Origin of the sequence: Rhodoferax sp. TS-BS-61-7 (assembly GCF_002943465.1) — a bacterium.
GTDB lineage: Bacteria > Pseudomonadota > Gammaproteobacteria > Burkholderiales > Burkholderiaceae_C > Allorhodoferax.
The window spans coordinates 63777-86964 of sequence record NZ_PTQY01000009.1; the positions used below are offsets into that span (position 1 = coordinate 63777).

General features: G+C 58.4%; 22 protein-coding genes. 13 read left to right on the top strand and 9 right to left on the bottom strand.

Features of this window, described 5'->3' with window-relative positions; translation table 11 throughout:
• Positions 1–109 precede the first annotated feature (109 nt).
• The 10 genes from C5F53_RS18905 to C5F53_RS18950 all read left to right on the top strand — a co-directional run bounded on the left by C5F53_RS18905 (position 110) and on the right by C5F53_RS18950 (position 14493).
• A complete protein-coding gene (locus C5F53_RS18905; protein WP_105263015.1) occupies positions 110–2776 on the top strand; it encodes a CHASE2 domain-containing serine/threonine-protein kinase in 2667 nt (888 codons plus the stop codon).
• Between the two features lie 7 nt (positions 2777–2783).
• A complete protein-coding gene (locus C5F53_RS18910; protein ID WP_105262956.1) occupies positions 2784–3569 on the top strand; it encodes a Stp1/IreP family PP2C-type Ser/Thr phosphatase in 786 nt (261 codons plus the stop codon).
• Positions 3570–3615: 46 nt separating this feature from the next.
• Positions 3616–4281: an FHA domain-containing protein gene (locus C5F53_RS18915; RefSeq protein ID WP_105262957.1), complete on the top strand. Its 666-nt coding sequence runs from the start codon at positions 3616–3618 to the stop codon at positions 4279–4281.
• A gap of 57 nt (positions 4282–4338) precedes the next feature.
• Positions 4339–6588 carry a CHASE2 domain-containing protein gene (locus C5F53_RS18920; protein WP_105262958.1) on the top strand — a complete coding sequence of 750 codons (2250 nt, stop codon included), beginning with the start codon at positions 4339–4341 and terminating at the stop codon, positions 6586–6588.
• Between the two features lie 10 nt (positions 6589–6598).
• A complete protein-coding gene (locus C5F53_RS18925; RefSeq protein ID WP_105262959.1) occupies positions 6599–7390 on the top strand; it encodes a 3',5'-cyclic-nucleotide phosphodiesterase in 792 nt (263 codons plus the stop codon).
• Entirely contained in the window at positions 7387–9798 is a 2412-nt protein-coding gene (locus tag C5F53_RS18930) for an ATPase, T2SS/T4P/T4SS family (protein WP_105262960.1), read from the top strand. The genes C5F53_RS18925 and C5F53_RS18930 overlap by 4 nt, the downstream gene beginning before the upstream one ends.
• A 145-nt stretch (positions 9799–9943) precedes the next feature.
• Positions 9944–10426 carry a pilin gene (locus C5F53_RS18935; protein WP_105263016.1) on the top strand — a complete coding sequence of 161 codons (483 nt, stop codon included), beginning with the start codon at positions 9944–9946 and terminating at the stop codon, positions 10424–10426.
• A gap of 52 nt (positions 10427–10478) precedes the next feature.
• A complete protein-coding gene (locus tag C5F53_RS18940) occupies positions 10479–12161 on the top strand; it encodes a PglL family O-oligosaccharyltransferase (RefSeq protein WP_105262961.1) in 1683 nt (560 codons plus the stop codon).
• Positions 12158–12937, top strand: a complete 780-nt coding sequence (gene tfpZ / locus C5F53_RS18945) for a TfpX/TfpZ family type IV pilin accessory protein (RefSeq protein ID WP_105262962.1) — start codon at positions 12158–12160, stop codon at positions 12935–12937. The genes C5F53_RS18940 and tfpZ overlap by 4 nt, the downstream gene beginning before the upstream one ends.
• 128 nt (positions 12938–13065) lie before the next feature.
• Positions 13066–14493: a M48 family metalloprotease gene (locus tag C5F53_RS18950; RefSeq protein ID WP_236635446.1), complete on the top strand. Its 1428-nt coding sequence runs from the start codon at positions 13066–13068 to the stop codon at positions 14491–14493.
• On the opposite strand, the gene C5F53_RS18955 is transcribed toward C5F53_RS18950, so the two are convergent.
• Together C5F53_RS18955 and C5F53_RS18960 are read right to left on the bottom strand one after the other, a co-directional pair.
• A complete protein-coding gene (locus C5F53_RS18955; protein ID WP_105262963.1) occupies positions 14464–14814 on the bottom strand; it encodes a phage holin family protein in 351 nt (116 codons plus the stop codon). The genes C5F53_RS18950 and C5F53_RS18955 overlap by 30 nt on opposite strands.
• A 76-nt stretch (positions 14815–14890) precedes the next feature.
• Positions 14891–15601 (bottom strand): TerC family protein, encoded by a 711-nt coding sequence (locus tag C5F53_RS18960; RefSeq protein WP_105262964.1) that lies wholly within the window; start codon positions 15599–15601, stop codon positions 14891–14893.
• A 346-nt stretch (positions 15602–15947) separates the two neighbouring features.
• On the opposite strand from C5F53_RS18960, the gene C5F53_RS18965 reads away from it, so the two are divergent.
• Positions 15948–16385 (top strand): DUF3717 domain-containing protein, encoded by a 438-nt coding sequence (locus tag C5F53_RS18965; RefSeq protein WP_105262965.1) that lies wholly within the window; start codon positions 15948–15950, stop codon positions 16383–16385.
• A gap of 71 nt (positions 16386–16456) precedes the next feature.
• Here C5F53_RS18965 and C5F53_RS18970 read toward each other — a convergent pair whose 3' ends face one another.
• On the bottom strand, positions 16457–17017 hold the full coding sequence (locus C5F53_RS18970; protein WP_105262966.1) for a YaeQ family protein: 561 nt from the start codon (positions 17015–17017) through the stop codon (positions 16457–16459).
• Complete coding sequence (gene purB / locus C5F53_RS18975) at positions 17017–18396, bottom strand: adenylosuccinate lyase (protein ID WP_105262967.1); 1380 nt, start codon at positions 18394–18396, stop codon at positions 17017–17019. The genes C5F53_RS18970 and purB overlap by 1 nt, the downstream gene beginning before the upstream one ends.
• 96 nt (positions 18397–18492) lie before the next feature.
• Here purB and C5F53_RS18980 point away from each other — a divergent pair, with 96 nt between their 5' ends.
• Together C5F53_RS18980 and C5F53_RS18985 are read left to right on the top strand one after the other, a co-directional pair.
• Positions 18493–19107: a glutathione S-transferase N-terminal domain-containing protein gene (locus C5F53_RS18980; RefSeq protein ID WP_105262968.1), complete on the top strand. Its 615-nt coding sequence runs from the start codon at positions 18493–18495 to the stop codon at positions 19105–19107.
• A gap of 35 nt (positions 19108–19142) precedes the next feature.
• Positions 19143–19451: a hypothetical protein gene (locus C5F53_RS18985; protein WP_105262969.1), complete on the top strand. Its 309-nt coding sequence runs from the start codon at positions 19143–19145 to the stop codon at positions 19449–19451.
• 25 nt (positions 19452–19476) lie between these two features.
• On the opposite strand, the gene C5F53_RS18990 is transcribed toward C5F53_RS18985, so the two are convergent.
• The 5 genes from C5F53_RS18990 to C5F53_RS19010 all read right to left on the bottom strand — a co-directional run bounded on the left by C5F53_RS18990 (position 19477) and on the right by C5F53_RS19010 (position 23174).
• Complete coding sequence (locus C5F53_RS18990) at positions 19477–19926, bottom strand: nuclear transport factor 2 family protein (protein WP_105262970.1); 450 nt, start codon at positions 19924–19926, stop codon at positions 19477–19479.
• The gene (locus C5F53_RS18995) at positions 19923–20702 is read right to left on the bottom strand and encodes an SDR family oxidoreductase (protein ID WP_105262971.1); all 780 of its coding nucleotides are present in this window, start codon (positions 20700–20702) and stop codon (positions 19923–19925) included. The genes C5F53_RS18990 and C5F53_RS18995 overlap by 4 nt, the downstream gene beginning before the upstream one ends.
• A gap of 77 nt (positions 20703–20779) precedes the next feature.
• Entirely contained in the window at positions 20780–21319 is a 540-nt protein-coding gene (locus tag C5F53_RS19000) for a DUF3833 domain-containing protein (RefSeq protein ID WP_105262972.1), read from the bottom strand.
• Positions 21316–22608: an MFS transporter gene (locus tag C5F53_RS19005; protein WP_105262973.1), complete on the bottom strand. Its 1293-nt coding sequence runs from the start codon at positions 22606–22608 to the stop codon at positions 21316–21318. Before C5F53_RS19005 ends, C5F53_RS19000 begins: the two co-directional genes overlap by 4 nt.
• On the bottom strand, positions 22605–23174 hold the full coding sequence (locus tag C5F53_RS19010; protein ID WP_105262974.1) for a chalcone isomerase family protein: 570 nt from the start codon (positions 23172–23174) through the stop codon (positions 22605–22607). The genes C5F53_RS19005 and C5F53_RS19010 overlap by 4 nt, the downstream gene beginning before the upstream one ends.
• Positions 23175–23188: the final 14 nt, after the last annotated feature.

Genomic DNA, 23188 nt, shown 5'->3' on the forward strand with positions numbered 1-23188 from the left:
GGGCCTGACTGTCTGATACTGTTACAACTTTGCAGCGCCCTCTGTCTGGAGGGCGCTGTGGCTTATGTAGCTGGTGAAAATCAGCTTCACACAGGGTGAGGGGTGGCGAGTGGCGAAACGTTCTTCAAAAGCACAGGTGTTTTGGCGTACCGATTGGTTCGCCGGCATTGCCGTGGTGCTTGCCGCCGTCGGGTTGCACATCGCCACTGATTTTGTCGGTACTTTGGAGCGCCGCTTTTACGATTTTGCAAGTACCAGTACTTCGCGCCAGCCATCTGATCGCATTGCTGTGATTGCCATTGACGATCAGAGCATTGCCAATATCGGACGCTGGCCATGGCCTAGAGATGTGCACGCCAAGCTGATTGACCAACTGGCGGCTGCCAAAGCCAAGACCATTGCGCATACGGCGTTCTTTATCGAGCCACAGGTGGACCCCGGCTTACAGTTCATCCGTAAGATGAAGGCTGTAATCAATACGCCTGGGGACGGTGCAGCGCCCAGTGTCCAATTGGTTCAGCTTATTTCGGAAGCCGAGCAGGCATTGGATACCGATGCCAAGTTGGCGGCTAGTGTGCAAGCCGCGGGTAGTGTGTTGCTGCCTTCGGTGTATGTTTTGGGTGAGCCGCAGGGCCGCCCCGACGAGCCCCTGCCGGCCTACGCTGCTAAGAGTGCGGTAGATGAAAGCAGTGGTTACTCCGTTTTGGCCCAGCGGGGTCAGCAGCCACTGGAGTCATTGGGAAGCGTAGCCGCGGGTATCGGGCATCTGAATCAATTTCCTGACGTGGATGGCGCTGTGCGTTTGGAGCCCCTGCTCGTGAATTTTTACGGGAAGGCGATTCCGTCGATGGCGCTGTTGGCTGCTGTCCACAGTTTGAATTTGAGCGCGGCTGACATTCGATTGAATGTTGGCGAGTCTGTGCAGATCGGGCGCTTGAAAGTGAAAACCGATGAGGTGGCTTTGATGCTTCCCCAGTTCTACAAGGGACATGAAGGCAAGCCTGCGTTTGCAGTAGATTCTTTTTACGATGTCTTGAGCGGAAAGATCCCGGCAAGCAAATACACCGACAAAATCGTAATTATTGGTGCAACTGCGGCAGGTGTGGGAGTCCAATTTCCGGTGCCAGGACACGCTTCGCTGTCTCCCGCAGAAACCATTGCACACATCACTTCCAGCATATTGAGTGAGCATTTTATTGTTCAGCCGGGGTGGGGTGTTTGGGCCAGCTTGGGGGCGTTTTTGCTGGTGGCGGCCTATATTGTGTGGGCGCTGCCAAGGATGGGCGCTGGCGCGGCAGCGGTAGTGACTTTGGGGGCATTTGTACTACTGTTGCTCTTGGAGTTCGGTTTGCTATCGGGCGGCGCTGTCTGGATCAAGCTGGTGTTTCCCGCGGCAGTGCTGGTACTTGGACATCTTGCCTTGACCACCAAACGGTTTTTGATGACGGAGGCTGGCAAGGTTAAAGCAGACGAGGAATCCGCAGAAACCAACCGCATGATGGGTCTGGCCTTGCAGGGGCAAGGGCAGCTGGACATGGCGTTTGATCGATTTCGGCGAGTGCCCATGGGCGACGCGTTAATGGGCAATCTGTATAGCTTGGCGTTGGATTTCGAGCGCAAGCGTCAATTCAATAAAGCTGAGTCGGTGTACGAGCACATGGCTGCATTTGATGCTTCTTACAAGGACATCAAGGCCAAGTTGAACCGCGCTAAAAATCTGTCTGAAACGGTGATTCTGGGTAGTGGTGGCCATCCAGGTGGCACCATGCTGCTGGATGGTGGTGCAGTCGAAAAACCGATGCTGGGGCGCTACCAGGTGGAGAAAGAGCTGGGCAAAGGGGCCATGGGTGTGGTCTATCTTGGGAAAGACCCCAAGATTGGCCGTGTAGTGGCTATCAAAACCATGGCCTTAAGCCAGGAGTTTGCCGGAGAAGAGCTTACGGATGCCCGTGAGCGATTTTTCCGAGAAGCAGAGACGGCTGGGCGCCTGCAGCACCAGAATATCGTCACCATTTTTGATGCGGGCGAAGAACACGATTTGGCCTATATCGCCATGGAGTTCCTGAAGGGACGCGATTTGGTGGATTATTGCAAGGGAGGTAGTTTGCTTCCCGTGCCATTGGTTGCCAGCATTGTGGCAAGGGTGGCGGAGGCCTTGGCCTATGCCCACAAGCAGATGGTGGTGCACCGGGATATCAAGCCAGCCAACATCATGTATGAGCGGGAGAGCGATACCGTCAAGGTAACCGATTTCGGTATTGCCCGTATTACGGATTCCAGTAAAACAAAAACCGGCTTGGTTTTGGGGACCCCCAGTTTTATGTCCCCTGAGCAGCTGGCGGGAAAGAAAGTGGATGGTCGTTCAGATTTGTATTCTCTGGGCGTCATGCTTTTTCAAATGTTGACGGGGGTTCTGCCTTTTCGTGGGGACTCCATGGCCGAATTGATGTTCAAAATTGCCAACGAAGAGGCGCCGGATGTTCGCGCCATTCGTCCAGAAATACCCGAAGAGTTGGCGCGTATCGTGGCTTTGATGTTGCACAAACGCCCAGAGTTGCGTTACCAAGACGGGGGGCAGGTTGCGCTTGATTTGCGCAGTGCTGTGACTGACGGTATGTTGGGCGCAACTCCAAGTGTGGCTCTGGCCCAAGCGTCTCAGCCCGATTTTGCGGCAACCAACCCCAATTCGACGCCCGTGTATGACCGTACGGTGGCACAAACTGCCGTTCGTGATGCTGGCGCCCCCCCATCCGGGTCTACCGATATAGAGATTTGACTGCGCAATGATGTACCAGTTTTATGCCCACACGGATCCGGGCCGTGCAAGAGACAACAACGAGGATTCCGTTGCATTTGAAGAGAATGCCAAGGTGGCCGTATTGGCGGATGGCATGGGCGGATATAACGCGGGAGAAATTGCCAGTGGGATGGCCACCGCGTTTATCAAGTCCGAGCTAAGCCGATGGTTGCTGGAGGCGGGGGCGACTGCGCAGGCCAAGGAAGTGCGCCGTGCCATGGAGATCTGTGTTGACAATGCCAATATGGCCATCTTCAACTCGGCCAACTCCAATGCGGCGTACGCTGGTATGGGTACCACCTTGGTCGTGGGTGTTTTTCAGGATGATCGCCTTTTGCTGGGGCATATTGGCGACTCTCGCTGCTACCGCTTGCGCAACGGCACGTTGACTCAAATTACCAAGGACCACTCTTTGCTGCAAGAGCAGATTGACGCAGGCCTGATTTCTGTAGAGCAAGCAGCCACCTCTTCCATCAAAAATTTGGTGACACGCGCCTTGGGCGTAGAAGATGCAGTTGCGCTGGATGTCAATGAGCACGTGGTCGAACCGGGCGACTTGTATCTTATGTGCTCAGACGGCCTCTCGGATATGGTCGCCGACGAACTAATCGCTAGAATCGTATGCGAGGACGCGGGCTTGGACCAAAAGGCGGATTTGCTCATTTCTGCCGCCAATGACAATGGCGGTCGTGACAATATTTCGGTTTTGATGGTCTCGGTAAGCGAGGCAGCGGAACGGCGGGGTTTATTTGCCAGGCTGCTAGGGAAGTAGAGTACTGAGATTTTCCACAAACCAATTACAGGAAAAGGAGTCGATCATGCCGAAGATGATCGTTTCGATCGATGAGGTCGTGATCAAGGAAGTTCAGCTTACCAAAGACCGTACCACCTTGGGGCGTCGTCCCTACAACGATATTGTTATTGATAACTTGGCTGTGAGCGGTGAGCACGCAGTGTTGTTGATGACGGGTAGTGAAGTGTTTTTGGAGGATCTCAATAGCACCAATGGCACCTATATCAATGGCAAGGCTGTGAAGAAGCAGCAGTTGCAAAACGGTGATGGCATTGAGATTGGCAAGTACAAAATCAAGTTCGTCGGTGATGGTGCTGCCGAGAATTTTGATAAGACCATGGTGGTCCGGGCACGTCCTGCGGTGACTCCCCAGAGCGCCCCTGCATCGGGTTATCCGACAGCAGCGGGTGATTCCATGGGTTTGGGGGCTTTTCATGCCGCGATCAAGGTTCTGTCTGGCGCAGCCTCTGGGCGTGAGGTCCCTTTGACCAAAGTGGTTACGACCATTGGAAAGCCAGGCGTGGCCGTTGCGGCGATTACCCGTCGGCAGCACGGCTACGTGGTGCACCATGTTGAAGGCGCAGGAAACCCCACCTTGAACGGGTCGCCGATTGGTTCAGATCCCATTTCGCTAAAAAATGGTGACTTGGTGGAGTTGGCTGGGACTCAAATGCAGTTTGTTCAAACCTGACTATTGTCCAGTCAGTAGACCTGGCCGTTTCCTCCATTTGATGCCGGTAGGTCTTCTATGAAATCCATTGCAAAGCATTGGCGCAGGATCGCGGTAACGCTGATACCGGTGCTTTTCGCTTTGCTGCATGCGGTTGGTGTAGCCCGTATCGATGTCTTGCAGCGTCTTGATGACATCATTTACGATGCCCGCCTGCGTGCGACCATGCCGCGGACCTTGGATGATCGTGTGGTGATCGTCGATATTGACGAAAAAAGCCTTGCGGAGCTTGGGCGCTGGCCTTGGGGGCGTAACAAGCTTGCCGAACTGGTGGACACCTTGTTTGAAGACCAGCAAGTTGCCATTCTCGGGTTTGATGTGGTGTTTGCGGAAGCAGATGAGAGCTCTGGCCTGACGCGGTTGAACCAGCTGGCCAGCCAGGAATTGAAAGACTACCCAGGATTTGCGGAGCGGCTGAGGCAACTGCAGCCTGACTTGGATTTTGACGCTGCATTTGCGCGTGCGATCGCGAATCGCCCTGTTGTGATGGGTTATTACCTGACCAGCGATAAAGACGGTCGGTCCAACGGGGTGTTGCCTGCACCGGCTTTGCGCCAATCGGCTTTGCAAGGACGGCAGATCAAAGCGACCTCCTGGACGGGGTATGGCGCAAACATTGACAAACTGGCCCAAGCAGCACCCATGGCGGGGTTCTTCAACTCCATCACGGACGGTGACGGTGTGGTTCGCTCTTTGCCTTTGCTCGCAGAGTACAAAGGTGAATACTACGAATCCATTGCACTCGCCATGTTTCGCGTGATTGCAGGCATGCCAACTGTGGCGCCAGGGTTCTCCAATGAGCGGTTCTTGGCCAAAACCTACCAAGGGATGGATAGGGTTTTGTTGAAGCAGGGGGACAAAGCCCTTGCGATTCCTGTAGACGAACGCGTAGCAACTTTGGTCCCCTACCGAGGATATGGGGGGGTTAATGGGGGCTCTTTCCGCTACATCTCTGCGGCTGATATTGTGAGCAAGAGAGTGCCGTCTGGTGCATTAAAGGGAAAGATGGTGCTGCTCGGTACTACTGCGCCGGGATTGTTGGATTTGCGGGTCACTCCGGTTGGGGAGACGTATCCCGGGGTGGAGACCCATGCCAACATTATTTCGGCACTGCTGGATGGCAATGTACTGGTGAAACCGGACTATGCCGTGGGTTACGAGGTCGTCATGGTGTTGCTGTCTGGTCTATTGCTGGCGATCGGCTTGCCATTGCTTTCGGCCCCGCGGGCAGTCTTGCTCAGTGTGGTGGTGCTGGGCTTGTTGGCCAGTATGAATCTGTGGCTCTATCTGGGTTACGGATTGGTCCTTCCATTGGCGTCGGTGCTTACCATGGCCGTCACCGCATTTGGTTTGAACATGAGTTACGGCTATTTTGTAGAAAGCCGCTCCAAACGTGAACTTGCCAATCTATTTGGAACCTATGTGCCGCCGGAGTTGGTGGATGAAATGCTGAAAGATCCAGACAGCTACAGCATGCAGGCGACCAACCGCGAGTTGACAGTGATGTTTTGCGACATGCGCGGATTTACCAAAATGTCCGAACAAATGGAGCCTACGCAGCTGCAGGCCTTGTTGACCGGTGTATTCAGTCGGCTAACGACACTCATTCGTGCCAATCGTGGGACGATTGACAAATACATGGGTGATTGCGTGATGGCTTTTTGGGGGGCGCCGGTGGAGACTGCGGAGCATGCCCATTTGGCAGTGAAGTCTGCCATGGAAATGGCGAATGCTGTCCGAGAGATCAATGCGGAGCACCGAGCCAACGGTTTGCCGGAGATCGGTATCGGTATTGGACTGAACACCGGAACCATGTGTGTTGGGGACATGGGCTCCAATATCCGGAGAAGTTATACCGTGATTGGCGATGCGGTGAATTTGGGGTCCCGATTGGAGGGGCTCTCCAAAGTCTACGGAGTAGACATTGTGGTCAGTGAGAATGCTAAAAAACTGGCACCTGATTTTGCGTGGCAAGAGTTGGACAAGGTGCGTGTGAAGGGCAAGGAGCAGGCCGTATCGATCTACTGGCCTCTGGCCCCTTTGGATCGCATCAGTCCCGAAGTCACTGAGGAAGTGAAAACATGGTCCTCATTCTTGCGGGCCTACCGTGCTCAGAACTGGGACCAGGCCGACGTGCTGTTAATTAACTTAATGCGCATGAACGCCAAAAAATACCTTTACCAACTCTATTCTGAAAGAGTAGCCTCCATGCGTTTGCTGCCATTTGACCCCGCGTGGGATGGTGCAACCAATTTCGAAACCAAATAGGGCATCACTTGTGAAAGTCCGTGTACTGGGTTGCTCTGGCGCCATTGCCCGAGATTGCAAAACCACATCGTTTCTGATTGACGGTCAGATACTGGTGGATGCGGGGACCGGTGTGGGCGATCTGACGCTGGCGGAAATGGCGGCTATTGATGGTGTGTTTTTGTCGCACTCCCATTTGGATCACATTGCTGCGTTGCCGTTGATGGTGGATGCCGTCGCTTCGCAGCGTAGTCAACCGCTGAATATTTATGCACTCGCCGGCACTATTGCCGCACTGAAGGCACATATTTTTAATGACGTGATATGGCCTGATTTCTCGCGCATACCCACTGCGCAAGCGCCATTTATCCGGTTCGTGGAAGTGGCGATTGGTGAGTGTGTTCGTTTGTTTGGCAAAACTATTGAGATATTGCCCGCTACACATACCGTGCCGGCCGCCGGTTTTGCTGTGAACGCCGGTGCTGGAAACTGGGTTTTTACAGGAGATACAGAGCGAAACCCAGCTTTGTGGGCCCGTATCAACCAGTTGCCAGTGGCCATGCTGGTCATAGAAACGGCCTTTAGTAACCGTGAAAAGGACTTGGCTAAGAAAAGCCTGCACCTTTCACCGCACTCCTTGTCTCAGGAGCTGGACTGTATTGCCAAGGGCGTGCGCTTCCCTATTTTTATTACCCATACCAAACCCGCGGAAACTGAGCTGATCATGGCTGAGATACAGCGCTTTGATCAGACACAGCCTTTTGGCCCGGATGTCATGCATGACATCCGTTGGTTGCGCGCGGGACAGGAGTTCGATCTATGAGTTCAGTCATCCAACCCGCAGGCGCAGAGCAGGCGTTTTTTGAATCACAAAAACTGCCGTCCAGGAAAAGAGGGATGACGTTTGAGGCGCTGTTCTACCGCCAACTGCATCAAGTTACAGCACGTATTCACGAAACTGAAAATATCGAGCAAATCATGCTCGAAACCAGCCAGGAAATTTGCAAACTGCTCAATGCAGATCGATTGACTTTGTACGCGGTAAGTGAAGATCAGGCTTCCATTGTTTCCAAAATCAAGACTGGTTTGAACAGTAGTCGGGACTTGAAATTACCCATTTCTCCGCAGAGTCTGGCGGGATACGCTGCTTACAGCAAGGCAGCGCTTAATTTGCTCGACGTCTACGATGAAGAGGCGCTGCGGCGTATCCATCCCGCTTTGTCCTTTCTGAAGGAGGTGGACAAGCGTTCGGGCTACCGGACCAAGCAGATGTTGGTGGCGCCCATCATGGATGGGAATAGCTTGCATGGCGTTTTGCAGGTTATCAATAACAAAAACGATGAGCCCTTTGGTGAGTTGGAGGTGGATGGTGTCACCGAACTTTGCAAGACGCTGGCTACCGCGATTCGTCAGCGTCTTAAAAAGACCACCGAAGGCAGTGGCGTTAAAAAAGCCACCAAGTTTGATAGTCTTGTCGCAGACGGTCTGCTGGCAGAGCAAGAACTGCGTAACAGCATCGAAGAGGCTCGCTCGGAAGGGCATTCGATTGAGGCGACCTTGATGTCCGACTTCGGGCTTAGTCCAGCTTTGTTGGGCGGAGCGTTGGCCAAGTTTTTTGGTGTGGCCTATGAGCCCTTCAATGCGGGTCGCATACGTTCTGAGATGTTGCATGGGGCGCTCAAGCGTGAATTCATCGTGGAGCAGGGATGGATTCCTTTGGAGGAGTCGCCTGAGGGGTTGGTGATCATGTGCCTGGATCCAGAGGCCGTACGGGGTTCGCGGGTCGTCCCCCAGGTGTTCCCTAGGTCTAGCAAGTTCTCTTACCGCGTCACAACCCAGACGGAGTTCAAAGACACATTGGCCCAGTTGTTTGGTGCATCGGCGGACAGCAGCACCATCGACCAATTGTTGGCGGACATGGACGGGGCGCCGATTGACGATGGCTCCAATGATGACTCCCTTGAGTCCGCTGCTGCGGACAACGAGTTGGTCAAGTTCGTCAACAAAGTGATCATCGACGCCTACAACCAGAAAGTATCGGACATTCATATTGAGCCGATGCCAGGCAAACTAAAAACTGGTATTCGTTTTCGTATCGACGGGAGTTTGGTCCCTTATGTGGAGGTGCCGGCGCACTTTCGCCAGGCAATGGTCACGCGTCTCAAGATCATGTGTGATCTCGATATTTCGGAGCGCCGCAAACCGCAGGACGGAAAAATCAAGTTCAAGAAGTACGGTCCACTGGATATAGAGCTTCGCGTAGCCACCATTCCATCGGCGGGTGGTGTTGAAGATGTGGTGATGCGGATTTTGGCGGCCGGAGAGCCCATTCCGCTTGAAAAACTGGGGTTGACGGCCCACAACAAGGCGAGACTGGAAGCAACTGTTAGCAAACCTTATGGTTTGTTTTATGTATGCGGCCCTACAGGCTCCGGTAAAACAACTACCTTGCACTCGATTCTGAAGTTTCTCAATACGCCGGACACCAAAATCTGGACTGCTGAAGATCCAGTTGAAATTACGCAAAAGGGTTTGCGTCAAGTACAGATCAATAAAAAAGCGGGAATCGACTTTGCGCTGGTCATGCGCGCGTTCTTGCGTGCGGACCCTGACATCATCATGGTGGGTGAGTCGCGTGACAAGGAAACCGTATCAATGGGGGTGGAGGCCTCCTTGACCGGGCATATGGTGTTTTCGACCCTGCACACCAACTCCGCGCCCGAGTCTATTACCCGTCTACTCGATATGGGCATGGATCCCTTCAACTTTGCAGATGCACTCTTGGGCATCTTGGCGCAGCGGTTGGCCAAGAAATTGTGCGATTGCAAGCAGGCTTACATGCCGGATGCGGAAGAGCTCCGTTTGTTCGCTGCGGAGTATGCCGAGGAACTGCGCCACTCCCAAGCGTGGAAGGCAGACTATGCGGGCGAATCCAAGAAGATGATTGACAAATGGGTGCAAGCCTACGGTGAAGGCGGTCAACTCAAGTTCTATAAAGCCGTTGGTTGCGATAAGTGCAATAGCTCAGGCTACAAAGGCCGTGTCGGCTTGCATGAGTTAATGGTTGCGGATGACGCTGTAAAGAAGCTAATTCAGGAGCGGGCTCGGGTGGCAGAGCTGTTTGCTGCCGCTGTTGAAGGAGGCATGCGAACCCTCAAGATGGATGGAATGGAGAAGGTGATGATGGGACTTACGGACCTCAAGATGGTTAGGCAGGTGTGTATTAAGTGACAAAAATGTCTTTGGCTGACATGCTTGAACCTAACTGAAGCAAGTCAAGAAAACAAAAAAGGCAATATTGGCTCGTTTTCCCCCCGATTCAGGCTTGGCATGAAGTCTGCTGATACCTAAGTCTCTTACTTTTTTGGAGTCTATGATGAAGCGTTCTATTCAAAAGGGTTTCACCCTGATCGAGTTGATGATCGTGGTTGCGATCATTGGTATCTTGGCGGCGGTGGCTTTGCCTGCTTATCAGGATTACACGATTCGTGCTCGCATGTCGGAAGTCATTTTGGCAGCGTCGCAGTGCCGTACCACTATCACGGAAACCGTTCAGTCATCAACTTCGGCCTCTGCCTTCCAGGCCGGTGGTTGGGGCTGTGAGAACTCGGCCCCTGGTGGACAAGTTGGCCGTATCCAGACTAGCGCTGAAGGCACGATCAAAGTGACCAGCGGTGTTGCAAATGCTGTCGGCGCCATTTTCTTGGCCCCTGCTGCAGCTATTAATTTTGGTGGTAACGTCAACGCTTGGCTTTGCGGCCCGGATTCCACTGGTGGCGTGAATCCCAAGTATTTACCTGGTTCTTGCCGTGACACCACAGTGGGTGCCGCACACACTGGCGAAACGTTCCTGCCTTAATGTCGCTTGATTTGGCAAAAAGGGGGCATCTGCCCCCTTTTTTATTGTCGCCATGACCCATATGCTGTATTCGCTGGGCCTTGTTGTATTAGGTTTGTGCTGGCTCGTATCCGAGCACTTTCCGCCGTGGTACGCCTTTCACACGGAGGTGCCAGCATTTGCCGCGGTTTTCATCGGTCTGGTGGTACCGATTAGGCACCGTCTTTCATCTTTCAAAATACCAAGCGGTGTCGCTGGAGTCGTATTGTTGCTCGCCGTGGTGGGTGTGCAATGGGCATCGGGGTTGATGGTCTATGGTGGCGACGCTTGGGTGGCAGTCGCCTATGTCGCGGTGTTTGGCTTGGCATGGCTATGGGCCTACCACTGGGTGCACGTTGGCTCTAAGCAAATAGTGCTGTTGGCAATTTGTTACTGTTTGATCTGTATTGCTCTGGTCACTTCGCTGCAACTGTTTGCGCAGTGGTTGCAGGTGGATCAATGGTTTGATGGTTGGGTGTTGGAGCGGCTGCCCCAAGGGCGGCCACGGGCCAATTTAGGCCAACCGAATCAGGCAGCCACAACCCTTGTCATGGCGATGGTAGCCGCTGGCGCGCTGTTTGCGCACCAGCGCATCAACTATGGGGTGGCCTGTTTGTTGGTGGTTGTATTTACGTTGGCAGCCACCCTGACACAGTCACGCACCGCGCTCCTTTCGGCAACTGTTGTAGCGGTAGGCTTTCTAGCCTATGCCCGTGGCCGCAAGCTGGGTTTGTGTGCGAATGTGTCGGTCATCATCTGGCTGGCCATCTTTATGAGCACCGCATGGGTTTTTGCAAACCAGGATCTCGTGGTTGGCGCACCTTCACTGAACCAAGAGCAAATCACTCAAATCGGTACGCGTCCCTTGATCTGGCGCCAGCTTTGTTTGGCGGTACTGGAAAAACCGTGGTTTGGATGGGGGGTGCTACAGCTCGCTGGGGCGCAGCAATGGGGGGGCACCAATTTCCCCGGGACGGAGCAGGCCAACTATGCGCACAATATCCTATTAGACAGTCTGGTAATGCTGGGAATACCGATCACCATTGCCATACTTGGAGCCATATTGTGGTGGGTTTGTCGCCGGTGGAAACATTTGCACAGCTCTGCGGAAGGCATGTGGTCTGTTGCGCTTCTAATGCCAATCATCGTTCACGCCATGCTTGAATATCCGCACGCATATTCATATTACTTGGTACTCGCCGGACTACTGATCGGGCTTGTAGATGCAAGTACTTTGGGCACTGAAGAGCAGGCATTTGAAGTGTCAAGGGGCGTCATGTTGTGTATTACAGTGACTTGGCTGGCGTTGTTGTTGTTGTTGGGGCGTGAATACATGCTGGCCGAAGAGGATTTTCGTATGAATCGGTTCGAAAACCGCAGAATTGGTCCGCCACAGATGGACTACCAGCCCCCAAGATTGCTGTTCTTGACCCAACTTAGCGACCAAGCCCGAGCCATGCGTCTGCGTGCGGTGCGCGACATGCCGCCTGAGGATGTAGATACATTGGACAGGGTGGCCAAGCGTTATACCTGGGGGCCCATACAATTTAGAGCGGCACTTGCTTTGGCGTTGAATGGTCGGCCGGATGAGGCAAGCAATAGGCTGCGAGTCATCAAGAGCCTTTTCGCAGAGGATGTTTACGCAGAAGCCCGTGACAACTTTCTGCGTCTGGCGGATGAGCAATATCCGGAACTGAAATTGGTGACTGTCCCATGAACGTGTTCTCGCCGTCCCTGTCTTTTTGGCGTGACCGCCTGCAAGCCAGCGCTATCCATCTCGCGCTGAGCCTCTCTATTGCAATGCTGGCCGCCATGCTGGTGTTTGGAGTTTGGTACCCCTACCCTTATCGGGAGATGTCTGGCGGGCGTGAGCTGTTTCTGTTGGTGGTCGCGGTGGATATTATTCTGGGGCCCTTGATTACCCTGATCGTATTCAACCGTACCAAGCCTCTGCCCGAATTGCGGCGCGACCTCGCCGTGGTAGCCATCTTGCAGCTGTCTGCATTGGGTTATGGTGTGTGGACTGTGTCAGTCGCGCGTCCGGTACACATGGTATTTGAGTACGACCGCTTCCGTGTCGTGCATGCGATTGATGTCGCGCCAGAGTTGTTGGCGCAAACACCCTCAAGCATCAACGCTTTGCCGCTGACGGGGCCGACTTTGCTGGCACTACGCCCATTCAAGGACGAAAAAGAAAAAATGGATGCGACCCTAGCTGCGTTACAAGGGGTGTCTCTGGCTTCTCGGCCCGACTTGTGGCAACCTTATGCGCAGAACATTCCCGACGTACTCAAAGTTGCTAGTCCTGCCAGGGAACTTAAAACCCGGTTCCCTGATCGGACGGCAGAGATAGAGCGCGTACTAGCTGACGCCGGCCGCAAGCCCGAGGACGTGTTGTTCCTGCCCATGGTCGGTCGCAAATCCTTCTGGACTGTCTTCCTCGATCCAATCACTGCTGATATTGTGGCTACCATGCCACTGGATTCGTTTTGATCTGTTGCTTGAAAACAATTCATCCCTCAGTCTTTTTCCGTGTTGCGCAAGTAGCTATAGTGTGCACAGCACTTGGTGCCGCAGGTGTTGGCTGGACACAGTCCACGCCAGCGCGCCCGAGTGCGGGATTGCCCCACCTCGGCGACACCACCTCCATCACCCCCGCCGCAGAGCGCCGTCTAGGCGATCGAATAGCCCGTGAGCTCTACCGCGACCCGGATTACCTCGACGATGCGGTCATTGGTGAATACGTGCAGGGTATCTGGCTGCCGCTGATGGCCGCAGCGCGTGCGCGCGGCGAGTTGCCGCCTGAGCTGGATGCGCAGTACGCCTGGCGGGTGTTGTTAGGGCGTGACCGTTCGGTCAATGCGTTTGCCTTGCCAGGGGCTTACTTTGGTGTGCATTTGGGGTTGGTGGGCGTTGTCACCAGCCGTGACGAATTGGCTGCGGTGTTGGCCCATGAATTGAGCCACGTGACACAGCGCCATATCGCGCGACTGATCACACGCCAGAATGAACAAACACCCTGGCTGATTGGGGCCATGATTTTGGGCGCGATGGCTGCCAGCAAGAACCCGGGCGGCGCCAATGCCGTTATTGTGGGCGGACAAGCGGTTGCTGCGCAGACGCAGCTCAATTTCTCGCGCGACATGGAGCGCGAGGCGGACCGAGTGGGTTTTGGCATCGCGGGCCAGGCGGGTTTTGCACCGCAGGGTTTTGTGTCCATGTTTGAGAAATTGCAGCAGTCCTCCCGGCTTAACGACGCGGGTGGTTTTCCCTACCTGCGCAGCCACCCCCTCAGCACTGAGCGCATGGCGGACATGCAAGCGCGTATTCCCGGCACAGGCGCTGCTACCCCCTCCGCGCCAGCGGACGCTGAACATCCTCTGATCGCCGCACGGGCGCGTGTTCTGTCCAATCCGGCGGTGGATGCCCTGCGCCACTGGGTGCAAGAGGCCGAACCCGCCCGGCTGGCGCGCCAGCCCGCCGCGCTGCAGGCGGGCGTTTTGTATGCGGCGACGCTTGCCGCGTCTCGCTTGCGGTCATTTGACCAAACGGACGCTCTGAGCCAACGCCTGCGCGAGGCGGCACGCAGTGATGCACAAGCAGCGCGCCAAGTGCGTTTGTTGCTGGCAGAGATTGCGCTGGTCCGAGGCAATGCAGCGCAAGCCATGGTGGAGCTGGGGCCGCAATGGTCCAGCCGCAGCCGAGCCGAACTGTTGTTGGCGGTGCAGGCGCAGCTGGCGCTGGGCCGCGCCGATGCCGCATCACAAAGTTTGCAGACCTGGCTGGCCGACAACGCTGGGGATGCACAAGCCTGGCAGTGGCTGGCGCGCACTGCGGCTGCGCAGGGACGCATGGTGGCATCGATCCGTGCAGAGGCAGAAGTGAATATTGCGCAGCTGGACTATGTGGCTGCGCTGGCGCGGCTCAAGGCTGCGCAGGATATGGCCCGCAGCGATCCCAAAGCAGGCGACCACTTTGAAGCGTCGATTGTCGATACCCGGGCGCGCCAGGTGGAGCAGTTACTTCGTGAACAGGCGCTCGAGCGCTGATTCGATGACCAAGCCCAGCAGGGTGTAGATCAGCGAGCCAATCAGGGCTGCGGTAAAACCCTGCACCTGAAAACCGTCCAACACACCAGCGGCGGACCAGAACATCAGCGCGTTGATGACAAACAGGAACAGGCCCAGCGTCAGCACGGTGAAGGGCAGGGTCAGCACCACCAGCAGAGGCCGCACCACGGTGTTGAGCAAACCAATCACAAACGCGGCGATCAGCGCGGCGGTGAAACTTTTCACTTCCACGCCGCTGTAGAGGTGGGCCACCGCCAGCAAGGCGGTCGCGCTCAGAAGCCATTTGACGAGTAATTTCATGGTGCTGCAGCATAGCACCGGCCTGTTGCGTCGCCCAGAGGCCTTGGGACCTCTGGGCGAGGCGCGTGTTTCTTGTTCAGCCGTTGCGGGCCAATTGAGCCTGGGCGCGCTTTTGGCTCCACCAGCCTGCACTCAGCACACCCACAACCGCCAGGGCGTAGAGTGCCCAGCGTGCGGCCAGGTGCATGCTGTCGGTGGTGCTGGCATCTCCAAACACCCGGCGCAGCAGTGCCTCGCCCACCACCATCTTGGCAGCCGTAAAGGCCAGCACAGCAGCGCCCAGCTGAATGATGATCGGAAAACGCTCTACCAAGCGCAGCACCACGCTGCTGCCAAACACCACAATCGGCACGCTGATCAGCAGGCCGAGCACGACCAGGTCCATGGCGCCGTGGGCGGCACCGGCCACCCCCAGCACGTTGTCGATGCCCATCAGCGCATCGGCCACCACAATGGTTTTCATGGCGCCCCAGAAGGTGCTGGCGGACGGGCCGTCGTGTTCCCCGCCATCCTGGTCGGCCAGCAACTGGTAAGCAATCCACAGCAGCCCCAGGCCACCCACCAGCATCAGGCCTGGCACCTTGAGCAACCAGACCACGCCCAAGGTCATGACCGAGCGAACCACAATCGCGCCCACGGTACCCCACAGAATGGCTTTGCGTTTCAGCGGGGGGGGCAGGTTGCGCGCGGCCAGCGCGATCACGATGGCGTTGTCGCCGGCCAGGACGAGGTCAATGAGCACAATGGCCAGCAAGGCGGACCACCAGGGGGCGGAGAGAAATTCCATGTCAAATCCAGGTTGAAGTCGGTGTGGTGCGCACCGCGCGCTGGACCGAAAGTCGTGGGATCAGGATCCGCAAGTGCACTTCGATCCAGCCTTGGGTGGGCTGCAATCGAAGGTCTTGCTCAGCCAGGTGGGACACCTGGCCCAACAAGCCGGAAGCGGAGCTTCGTATTGACGACTTGTTGATAACCGCTGCGTGGCAGCGGGCGGGAGCTACTCCCCTTCGCGGCCGGAGTGTACCGGATGTGCGCCAAAAGCCTGTAAAACTCGGGGTTTTCAAAGAATGGGCCGCCAGCGTCGGCGGGCGGCCACCGGCCGGTATATGATCCGCCCCCTTCTACGGGAATCTATGGCAGGCATCCACATCACCGACATCGAGTCGGCCATCAACTACTGGCGCTCGCGCGAGCCTTCGCCGGATGGGGTGGCCTTGCCTGCGCCCACGCGCGCGCTGGCCGAGGTGTATGCCCTGCTGGTCTACTACCACGAGACCGAAGCCGACGCGGCCACCATGCCGCCCAAGGCGCTGGCGGCCTGGATGGCCTGGTACGAGAGCACGCCCGACACGCCCTGCATCGCCATTTGCTCCACCAGCCAGGGAGACGATTTGTGCAAGGGCTGCGGCCGCACCTTTGAGGAGGTGCAGCGCTGGCCCGAGATGGGCCCGGTCGCCAAACGTGCCACCTGGCGGCGTATCACACTGGAAGCCAGCGCCTGGCGCTTCAACAAATACGCGGAGCGGGCCGCCGAGGGGCCGGTTGCCACAGAGTCGCTATCAAAAGAGTAGCTGCTTGCGCAGTATTGACGGGCGCTAGAGGCCAATTTGGCTTGAAGTGGTGGCGGTGGCGCCGCCTGCCGTTACTTCCAGCGAATCGGCTCAATGTCCACGGTGTTCGCGCCGTCGCCCAGCATCAGCACGCCTTCCTGCACCGTTGCCTGCAGCTGCATGCTGCGCTGTGCCAGCTTGGCCAGGGCCTGCGAGGTGACCGACGGAATGCGCCACACCTGCAGCCTGTCCAGTCGGCTCAGCTTGCTCTCCATGCCCTTCCACCAGATGTCGGCAGAGTGGGCAAAGGGGTAGAGCAGCACCGCGTCAGCCTTGTTGCAGGCTTTGCTGATGGGTTTGTCCTCGGGCTGGCCCACCTCGATCCACAGGCGCTTGTGGCCGGTGAAGTCGGTGAGCGACACATCGGGGTCTTCCACATCCGACAGGCCTGCGCCAAAGGCCAGCGTGCCGTCGCCGTTGCACACGGTTTGCAGCTTGTAGGCGTTGAAGGCCAGCGCCGCCAGCCGCACCATCATGCGTTCATCGGTCTCGCTGGGGTGGCGCGCCAGCGTCAGCGCGTGGTCGGCGTAGTAGCTGTTCTCGATGTCTGCAATCTGCAGGTTGGCCTTGTAGATGGTGGATTTGAGTGCCATCAGACGCGCTTTGCCAACTCGGACGCTTTGCCGGTGTAGCTACCCGGTGTCATGGCCAGCAAGCGCGCCTTTTCTTCTTCCGGAATGGCCAGTCCAGCGATAAAGCCCTGCATGAGTTCCTTGGTCATGGCCTCACCGCGGGTGAACTTCTTGAGCTGCTCATACGGCTGGGGCAGGCCAAAGCGGCGCATCACGGTCTGGATGGGCTCGGCCAGCACTTCCCACGACGCATCCAGGTCGTCGGCAATCGCGGTTTCGTTGATCTCCAGCTTGTTCAGCCCGGTCATCAGCGAGCTGTAGGCCAGCACGGCGTAGCCCAGGGCCACGCCCATGTTGCGCAGCACGGTGGAGTCGGTCAGGTCGCGCTGCCAGCGGCTGATGGGCAGCTTCTCGCTCAGGTGGCGCAGCACGGCGTTGGCCAAGCCCAGGTTGCCCTCGGCGTTTTCAAAATCGATGGGGTTGACCTTGTGGGGCATGGTGCTGGAGCCCACTTCGCCGTCTTTCAGGCGTTGCTTGAAGTAGCCCAGGCTCACATAACCCCAGATATCGCGGCTCAGGTCGATCAGGATGGTGTTGGTGCGCGCCACGGCGTCAAACAGCTCTGCCATGTAGTCGTGTGGCTCGATCTGGATGCTGTAGGGCTGGAAGGTCAGGCCCAGACCCAGCGGTTCGGGGGTTTCGATGACCTTGCGGCTGAAGGCCTCCCAGTCGAACTCGGGCCAGGCAGACAGGTGGGCGTTGTAGTTGCCCACGGCGCCGTTCATCTTGGCCAAAATCTTCACGCTGGCAATGCGGTCGCAGGCGGCCTGCAGGCGCACCACCACGTTGGCCATTTCCTTGCCCACGGTGGTGGGGCTGGCGGTTTGGCCGTGGGTGCGGCTCAGCATGGGTACGTCGGCGTAGGCGTGGGCCATGTCGCGCAGCTTGAGCACGATCTTGTCCAGCGCCGGCAGCACCACCACGTCGCGGGCCGAGCGCAGCTGCAGGCCGTGGCTGGTGTTGTTGATGTCTTCGCTGGTGCAGGCAAAGTGCACAAACTCGCCGGCCTTCTCCAGTTCAGGGCGCGCCTCAAACTTGGACTTGATCCAGTACTCCACCGCCTTTACATCATGGTTGGTGGTTTTCTCAATAGTCTTAATGGCTTCGCCATCGGTTTCCGAGAAGTTTTTCACCAAGCCCAGCAAGTAAGTGCGGGCGCCCGGGGTCAGTGGCTTGAATTCGGCAAAACCCGCATCGCTCAGGGCGATGAACCAGGCCACCTCCACCTGCACGCGCCGGTGCATATAGCCCAGTTCGCTGGTGAGAGGGCGCAGGGTGGCGAGCTTGGGGGCGTAGCGGCCGTCGAGCGGGGAAAGGGCGGAAATGGCGGAGAAAGTCATCCCCGAATTGTAGGTTGTGCGCCACGCCCGACCCCAGGACCCGTTCGGACAAACCCCGCTGGATAGAATTGGTCCTCAAGCAACTGCCAAGACCTCATGAAATTACTCGGATCCACTTCCAGCCCCTATGTTCGCAAAGTCCGCGTCGTGATGGCCGAGAAGAAGCTCGATTACGCCTTTGTCACCGAGGACGTGTGGGCGGCAGACACCAGCATCGCCGAGTCGAACCCGTTGGGCAAAGTGCCCTGCCTGATCATGGAAGGTGCCGAGGCCTTGTTCGACTCCCGCGTCATCGTCGAATACCTGGACACCCTCTCGCCCGTGGGCAAACTGATCCCGTCTGTGGGTCGCGAGCGCGCCGAAATCAAGACCTGGGAAGCGCTGGCCGATGGCCTGATGGACGCCGCCATCCTGGCGCGCCTGGAAGCCACCTGGACCGGCCGCACCAAGGCGCAGCGCAGCCAGGCCTGGATAGACCGCCAGATGGTCAAGGTGACGGACGCCCTCAAGGCCATGGACCGCGGCCTGGGTGAAAAACCATTTTGTGGTGGCATCCACCTAAGCCTGGCCGACATCGCCGTGTGCTGTGCGCTGGGCTACCTGGACTTCCGTTTTCCCCAGATCGACTGGCGCGCGAACCACCCCAATCTGGGCAAGCTGCTCGAAAAACTGGCACAGCGCCCCAGCTTCGCGGACACCGTGCCGGCCTAGGCCTGGTGCGGCTTGGCGGCCCAAAAGGGGCTGCAATGCCTGTTTTTACACGGCATTACATAAAAACACTGGCCAAAACCCGCGCCAGTGCTTACAGTCTGCCGACCATGGCAATCTTCAAGACCATCTACAAGTGCCGCGAATGCGGCGCCACCAGCTACCAGCCGGTGATTGACCGCGCGGCCAACGGAGCCTTGAAACCCACGGGTGAGTACAAGTGCACGGGCTGCCGCAATGTGTTTGCCAGCCTGCGCGCCTGGTGGGAGCCACGCCGCCCGGTGGAGTTTCACCAAGACTTCCAGGGCAGCAAGTTCGGCGGCCAGGTCAACGCCACCGGGCGTTAAGCCAGGTCACCGCGGTCTCGGCTGTCTAGCTGTTGGCCCGTTTCTTGAGCCATCGCATCACCCTGCCCACCACGGGCAATTTCTCGTACAGCTCTTCGGCCGCGTCCCAGTAGTCGCGGTGTAGCGTCACCAAGCCGGTGTCGTCAAACACCAGGTGCGAGCCCCCCAGAATTACCTGTTCTTCCCCCTGCTTGAAACGCCGGAATCGGAAGCGGAACTCCCACGTCAGAAAACATTGCTGTCCCTGCACGATGCGCTCGCGCACCACAAAGCGTGGCGCCTCCAACGCCTCGAACATGTGGGCAAAGATGTGCGTGATGGCGGCGATGCCCTTCACGTCATTGAACGGATCCTTGAAGCGCGCGTTGGTGGCATACAACGCGGGCAGGGTTGCCACGGTGGCGGGTGTCAGGGTTTCAAACCAGGCGACCACCTGGGTGACGGCCTGGTCGCAGGAAACGGGGGACGTGTTCATAAGGTGGCCCGGCTTACCAGGTAAAAGTAGGCCCGGTACGGCAACACGCGCAGGGCTTTGAGCCACAGCGTAAACCGTTTGGGGAAGTGGATCTCGAAGCGGCCCTGCGCCCAGCCTTCAAGGATCGCCTGGGCCGCCTGCGCCGGGGTCAGCAGCGCGGGCATGTCAAAGTTGTTTTGCGCGGTCAGCGGGGTTTGCACAAAACCGGGGTTGATGAGGGACACCCCCAGGCCCTTGTCGTGCAGATCCAGGTACAGCGTCTCGGCCAGGTTGATGAGTGCGGCCTTTGTCGGCCCATAGGCCAGGCTGTTGGGCAAGCCGCGGTAACCCGCCACGCTGCCCACCAACGCAACGTGGCCGACGCCGCGCGCCAGCAGGGCGGGCAACACCGCGCTCAGCAGATGCAGGGCGCCGGTGTAGTTCACCGCGGTGTGGCGCTGCAGGTCGCCCAGGTCCAGCGCCGTGGCGCGCATGGCGGCGTAGTGGCCTGCGCAGTAGACCACGCAGTCCAGCGGGCCACGCGCCAGCAGTTGGTCGGCCGCGGCATGCACGGCTGCGGCATCGGTGGCGTCCAGCGGCAGCGCCGTGCTGCCGGGATGGGCCGCCACAAAGGCCTCCAGGTCGGCCACCTTGCGGGCCGACACCACCACCTGGGCGCCCTGCGCATGCAGCGCCGCAGCGGTAGCCTGGCCAATGCCGCTGGAGGCGCCGACGATCCAGACCGTCTTGCCACGCCAGTCGCGCAGCGGTGGGTTCAGCGGGGAAAAGAAGGACATGGGAACAACCTTTTGCTCTTGTTTTGATAGCTGCTCGCGCAATATCGGTAGGGTCTGGGTGCCAATTTGGCTTAAAACTACGGACGTTTGGTGAACGACAGCGTCACCTCGCCCAGACGCACGCCGAACTTGCTCATCGTGGCCTTGTTGAGCATCACGGTGTCGGTCATCAGGTACATCCAGTCGTCAAACGTGACGTCGTAGACGGAGCCATCGACGGGCAAGCTCAGCGTGTACGTCCAGTAAAACGCGTTGCCGCGCGCCTGGCCCTGGGCCGAGCCCACCACGTCGTCCGCGGTGCCGGTGTAGCGGCCATCGGCCAGCTTCTTCAGGCGCCAGATGCGTTTTTGTGTGGTGCCGTCGGAGTAGCTGAAGTCTTCATCCAGCACCCCCTCGTCGCCCTGCCAGCTGCAGCGCATCACCACGGTGAAACGCTTGACCACCGCGCCCGAGCGGTCGGTGAACACGCCGTAGGCATCGAGCACGCCGTTGAAGTACTGCTGCAGGTCCAGCACTGGTTTTTCCTGGCGGTACTGGTCAATGGTTTGGGTGCTGCAGCCGCCCAGCGCAAGGGCGCTGGCTGCGGTGGCGGCGCTGAGGAGCAGGCGTCGTTTCATGGGGTCTTTCGGATGATGAGGGTGTAGAGCAGCGCGGCAGCTAGCGACTTCAGGGCGCAGGGCAGCAGGCAGTACGCGATGGTGAGCACCTGCAACGCCGCCGGGTCACGGGTGCCCGGCGTGTAACCCAGCAGGCCCAACAAGGGCAGCGCCACACCAGCGGCCAACGCGAGGTTGAGCTTGGTGGCAAAGTTCCACCAGCCAAAGTAGGCGCCCTCGGTGCGGCCCCGGTCCCCGGCCGCGGCAATAGTGCCGGCCAACAGAGCGCCGGGCAAGGCCAGGTCAGTGCCCAGCGCCACACCCGACAACACACACACGGCCACAAACCCCAGGGTGTCGCCGGCGCCCAACTGGGTGGCAAACACAAAGACCGCCATGGACAGCACCATGCCTACCAACCAGGTGCGTGCCAGGCCCAGGCGTGGCACCACGCGCAGCCACAGCGGCAGGGCCAAAGTCGCGCAGACAAAGTAGCTGCCCAGGAACAAGGCCTCCATGCCCGCCGGGGCCTGCAGCCGGTCTTGCACAAAAAACAGAATCAGCGTGGCCGGCACGGCGCTGGCAATGCCGTTGACCACAAACACCGCCAGCAGCGCGCGGAACGCGGGCCGTGTGAACGGCAGCCAGACGGAGGCGGGCCTGCCAGCGGAGAAGCCTGCCTCAGTTGCAGAAGCCGCACCCACCGGGGGCTGGCGTGCTACGCGCCAAGCGGCCCAGCCCACGCCAAGCGCTATTAAAAACAGAGCTGCTGTCGCAGGTAGACCCAGGGCTAGAGGCGCAATCGATGCCAAAACGACACCTAGCAGCCCGAGCCCTTCACGCCAGGCCACCACGCGGCTGCGCTGCACTTCGTCCCCACCCAGCCGCGCGCCCCACGACTGGTGCAGGATGCTGAGCGCGCTGTAGGCCGCGTAGGTGACGACCAGGCAGGCGGTGGCCCACAGCACCAGCGCGCCGGGGCCTTTGACGGGCGGAAAAAACAGCAGTGCAAAACCGGCGCCCAACACAGCGCAGGCCAGCGCGGCCCAGGCCAACACGGCCCGCAGCGACTGGGCAAACAGCCGGTCGCTCCAGCGGCCCAGCAGAGGGTCAATCAGTGCATCGAACAGGCGCGCCGCCAGCAGCACGGCGCCCAGCGTGGCCAGCGGCACACCAAAGGCCGTGGCGTAGTGGTTGGGCAGCGTGACGTAGAGCGGCAGCGCCACAAAGGCCAGCGGCAGGCCCATCAGGCCATAGCGCCAACCGGCGTGCCAGTCGAACGGGGCGGTAGCCACGGTGTTGCGCGTCATGGCGTCAACCCCGCGAGCAGTTCCCCGCGCAGGCGCGGCTCGCTGGTCCAGGGCGCGAGCCAGATGCCAAAGAACTGCGGGCCAAACGTCGGGTCGGCCACGGTGGCGAGCAGCGCGCCGTTGAAAAAAAAGCGTGTGCCCGCGCCCGGTGTGTGCAGGCCGGTCAGGCGGTCGCCCTCTTTCACATCGGGAAAGGTATCCACCATGGCCTGTAGCCAGCGCTGTTCGGTGGCGTTATCGAGAGGCCCGCCACGGCGCATCTCTTGCAAAGAACGTTCGGCGATGGATTTTCCCTTGAGCGAACGCAGGTAACGCAGCTCCAGCGCCAGGGGATGGGCGGCGTACTGCGTTGCGTCGAAGCCCGGGGCCACCCACAGCTGTGCGTCGTAAATCGACAGGCCAAAAACCCGCATGCGCGTGGCGCCTGCGGCCTTGGCCAGCGGCAGCTGGGCCTGTACTTCTGACGGCATCGCAGTCTGTGCACGGGCTGCACCTGCCAAGCACAACGCGCCCACGCTCCCGCCCCAGCGCAGCAGGGTTCGGCGGGTGGGCAGGGCGTGGCGCATGGCGGGGGCCGATG

Coding starts and splice junctions, on each gene's coding strand:
- C5F53_RS18910 (WP_105262956.1), top strand. CDS start 2,784: ATGATGTACCAGTTTTATGCCCACACGGATCCGGGCCGTGCAAGAGAC.
- C5F53_RS18915 (WP_105262957.1), top strand. CDS start 3,616: ATGCCGAAGATGATCGTTTCGATCGATGAGGTCGTGATCAAGGAAGTT.
- C5F53_RS18920 (WP_105262958.1), top strand. CDS start 4,339: ATGAAATCCATTGCAAAGCATTGGCGCAGGATCGCGGTAACGCTGATA.
- C5F53_RS18930 (WP_105262960.1), top strand. CDS start 7,387: ATGAGTTCAGTCATCCAACCCGCAGGCGCAGAGCAGGCGTTTTTTGAA.
- C5F53_RS18935 (WP_105263016.1), top strand. CDS start 9,944: ATGAAGCGTTCTATTCAAAAGGGTTTCACCCTGATCGAGTTGATGATC.
- C5F53_RS18940 (WP_105262961.1), top strand. CDS start 10,479: ATGACCCATATGCTGTATTCGCTGGGCCTTGTTGTATTAGGTTTGTGC.
- tfpZ (WP_105262962.1), top strand. CDS start 12,158: ATGAACGTGTTCTCGCCGTCCCTGTCTTTTTGGCGTGACCGCCTGCAA.
- C5F53_RS18955 (WP_105262963.1), bottom strand. CDS start 14,814: ATGAAATTACTCGTCAAATGGCTTCTGAGCGCGACCGCCTTGCTGGCG.
- C5F53_RS18960 (WP_105262964.1), bottom strand. CDS start 15,601: ATGGAATTTCTCTCCGCCCCCTGGTGGTCCGCCTTGCTGGCCATTGTG.
- C5F53_RS18965 (WP_105262965.1), top strand. CDS start 15,948: ATGGCAGGCATCCACATCACCGACATCGAGTCGGCCATCAACTACTGG.
- C5F53_RS18970 (WP_105262966.1), bottom strand. CDS start 17,017: ATGGCACTCAAATCCACCATCTACAAGGCCAACCTGCAGATTGCAGAC.
- purB (WP_105262967.1), bottom strand. CDS start 18,396: ATGACTTTCTCCGCCATTTCCGCCCTTTCCCCGCTCGACGGCCGCTAC.
- C5F53_RS18980 (WP_105262968.1), top strand. CDS start 18,493: ATGAAATTACTCGGATCCACTTCCAGCCCCTATGTTCGCAAAGTCCGC.
- C5F53_RS18985 (WP_105262969.1), top strand. CDS start 19,143: ATGCCTGTTTTTACACGGCATTACATAAAAACACTGGCCAAAACCCGC.
- C5F53_RS18990 (WP_105262970.1), bottom strand. CDS start 19,926: ATGAACACGTCCCCCGTTTCCTGCGACCAGGCCGTCACCCAGGTGGTC.
- C5F53_RS18995 (WP_105262971.1), bottom strand. CDS start 20,702: ATGTCCTTCTTTTCCCCGCTGAACCCACCGCTGCGCGACTGGCGTGGC.
- C5F53_RS19000 (WP_105262972.1), bottom strand. CDS start 21,319: ATGAAACGACGCCTGCTCCTCAGCGCCGCCACCGCAGCCAGCGCCCTT.
- C5F53_RS19005 (WP_105262973.1), bottom strand. CDS start 22,608: ATGACGCGCAACACCGTGGCTACCGCCCCGTTCGACTGGCACGCCGGT.
- C5F53_RS19010 (WP_105262974.1), bottom strand. CDS start 23,174: ATGCGCCACGCCCTGCCCACCCGCCGAACCCTGCTGCGCTGGGGCGGG.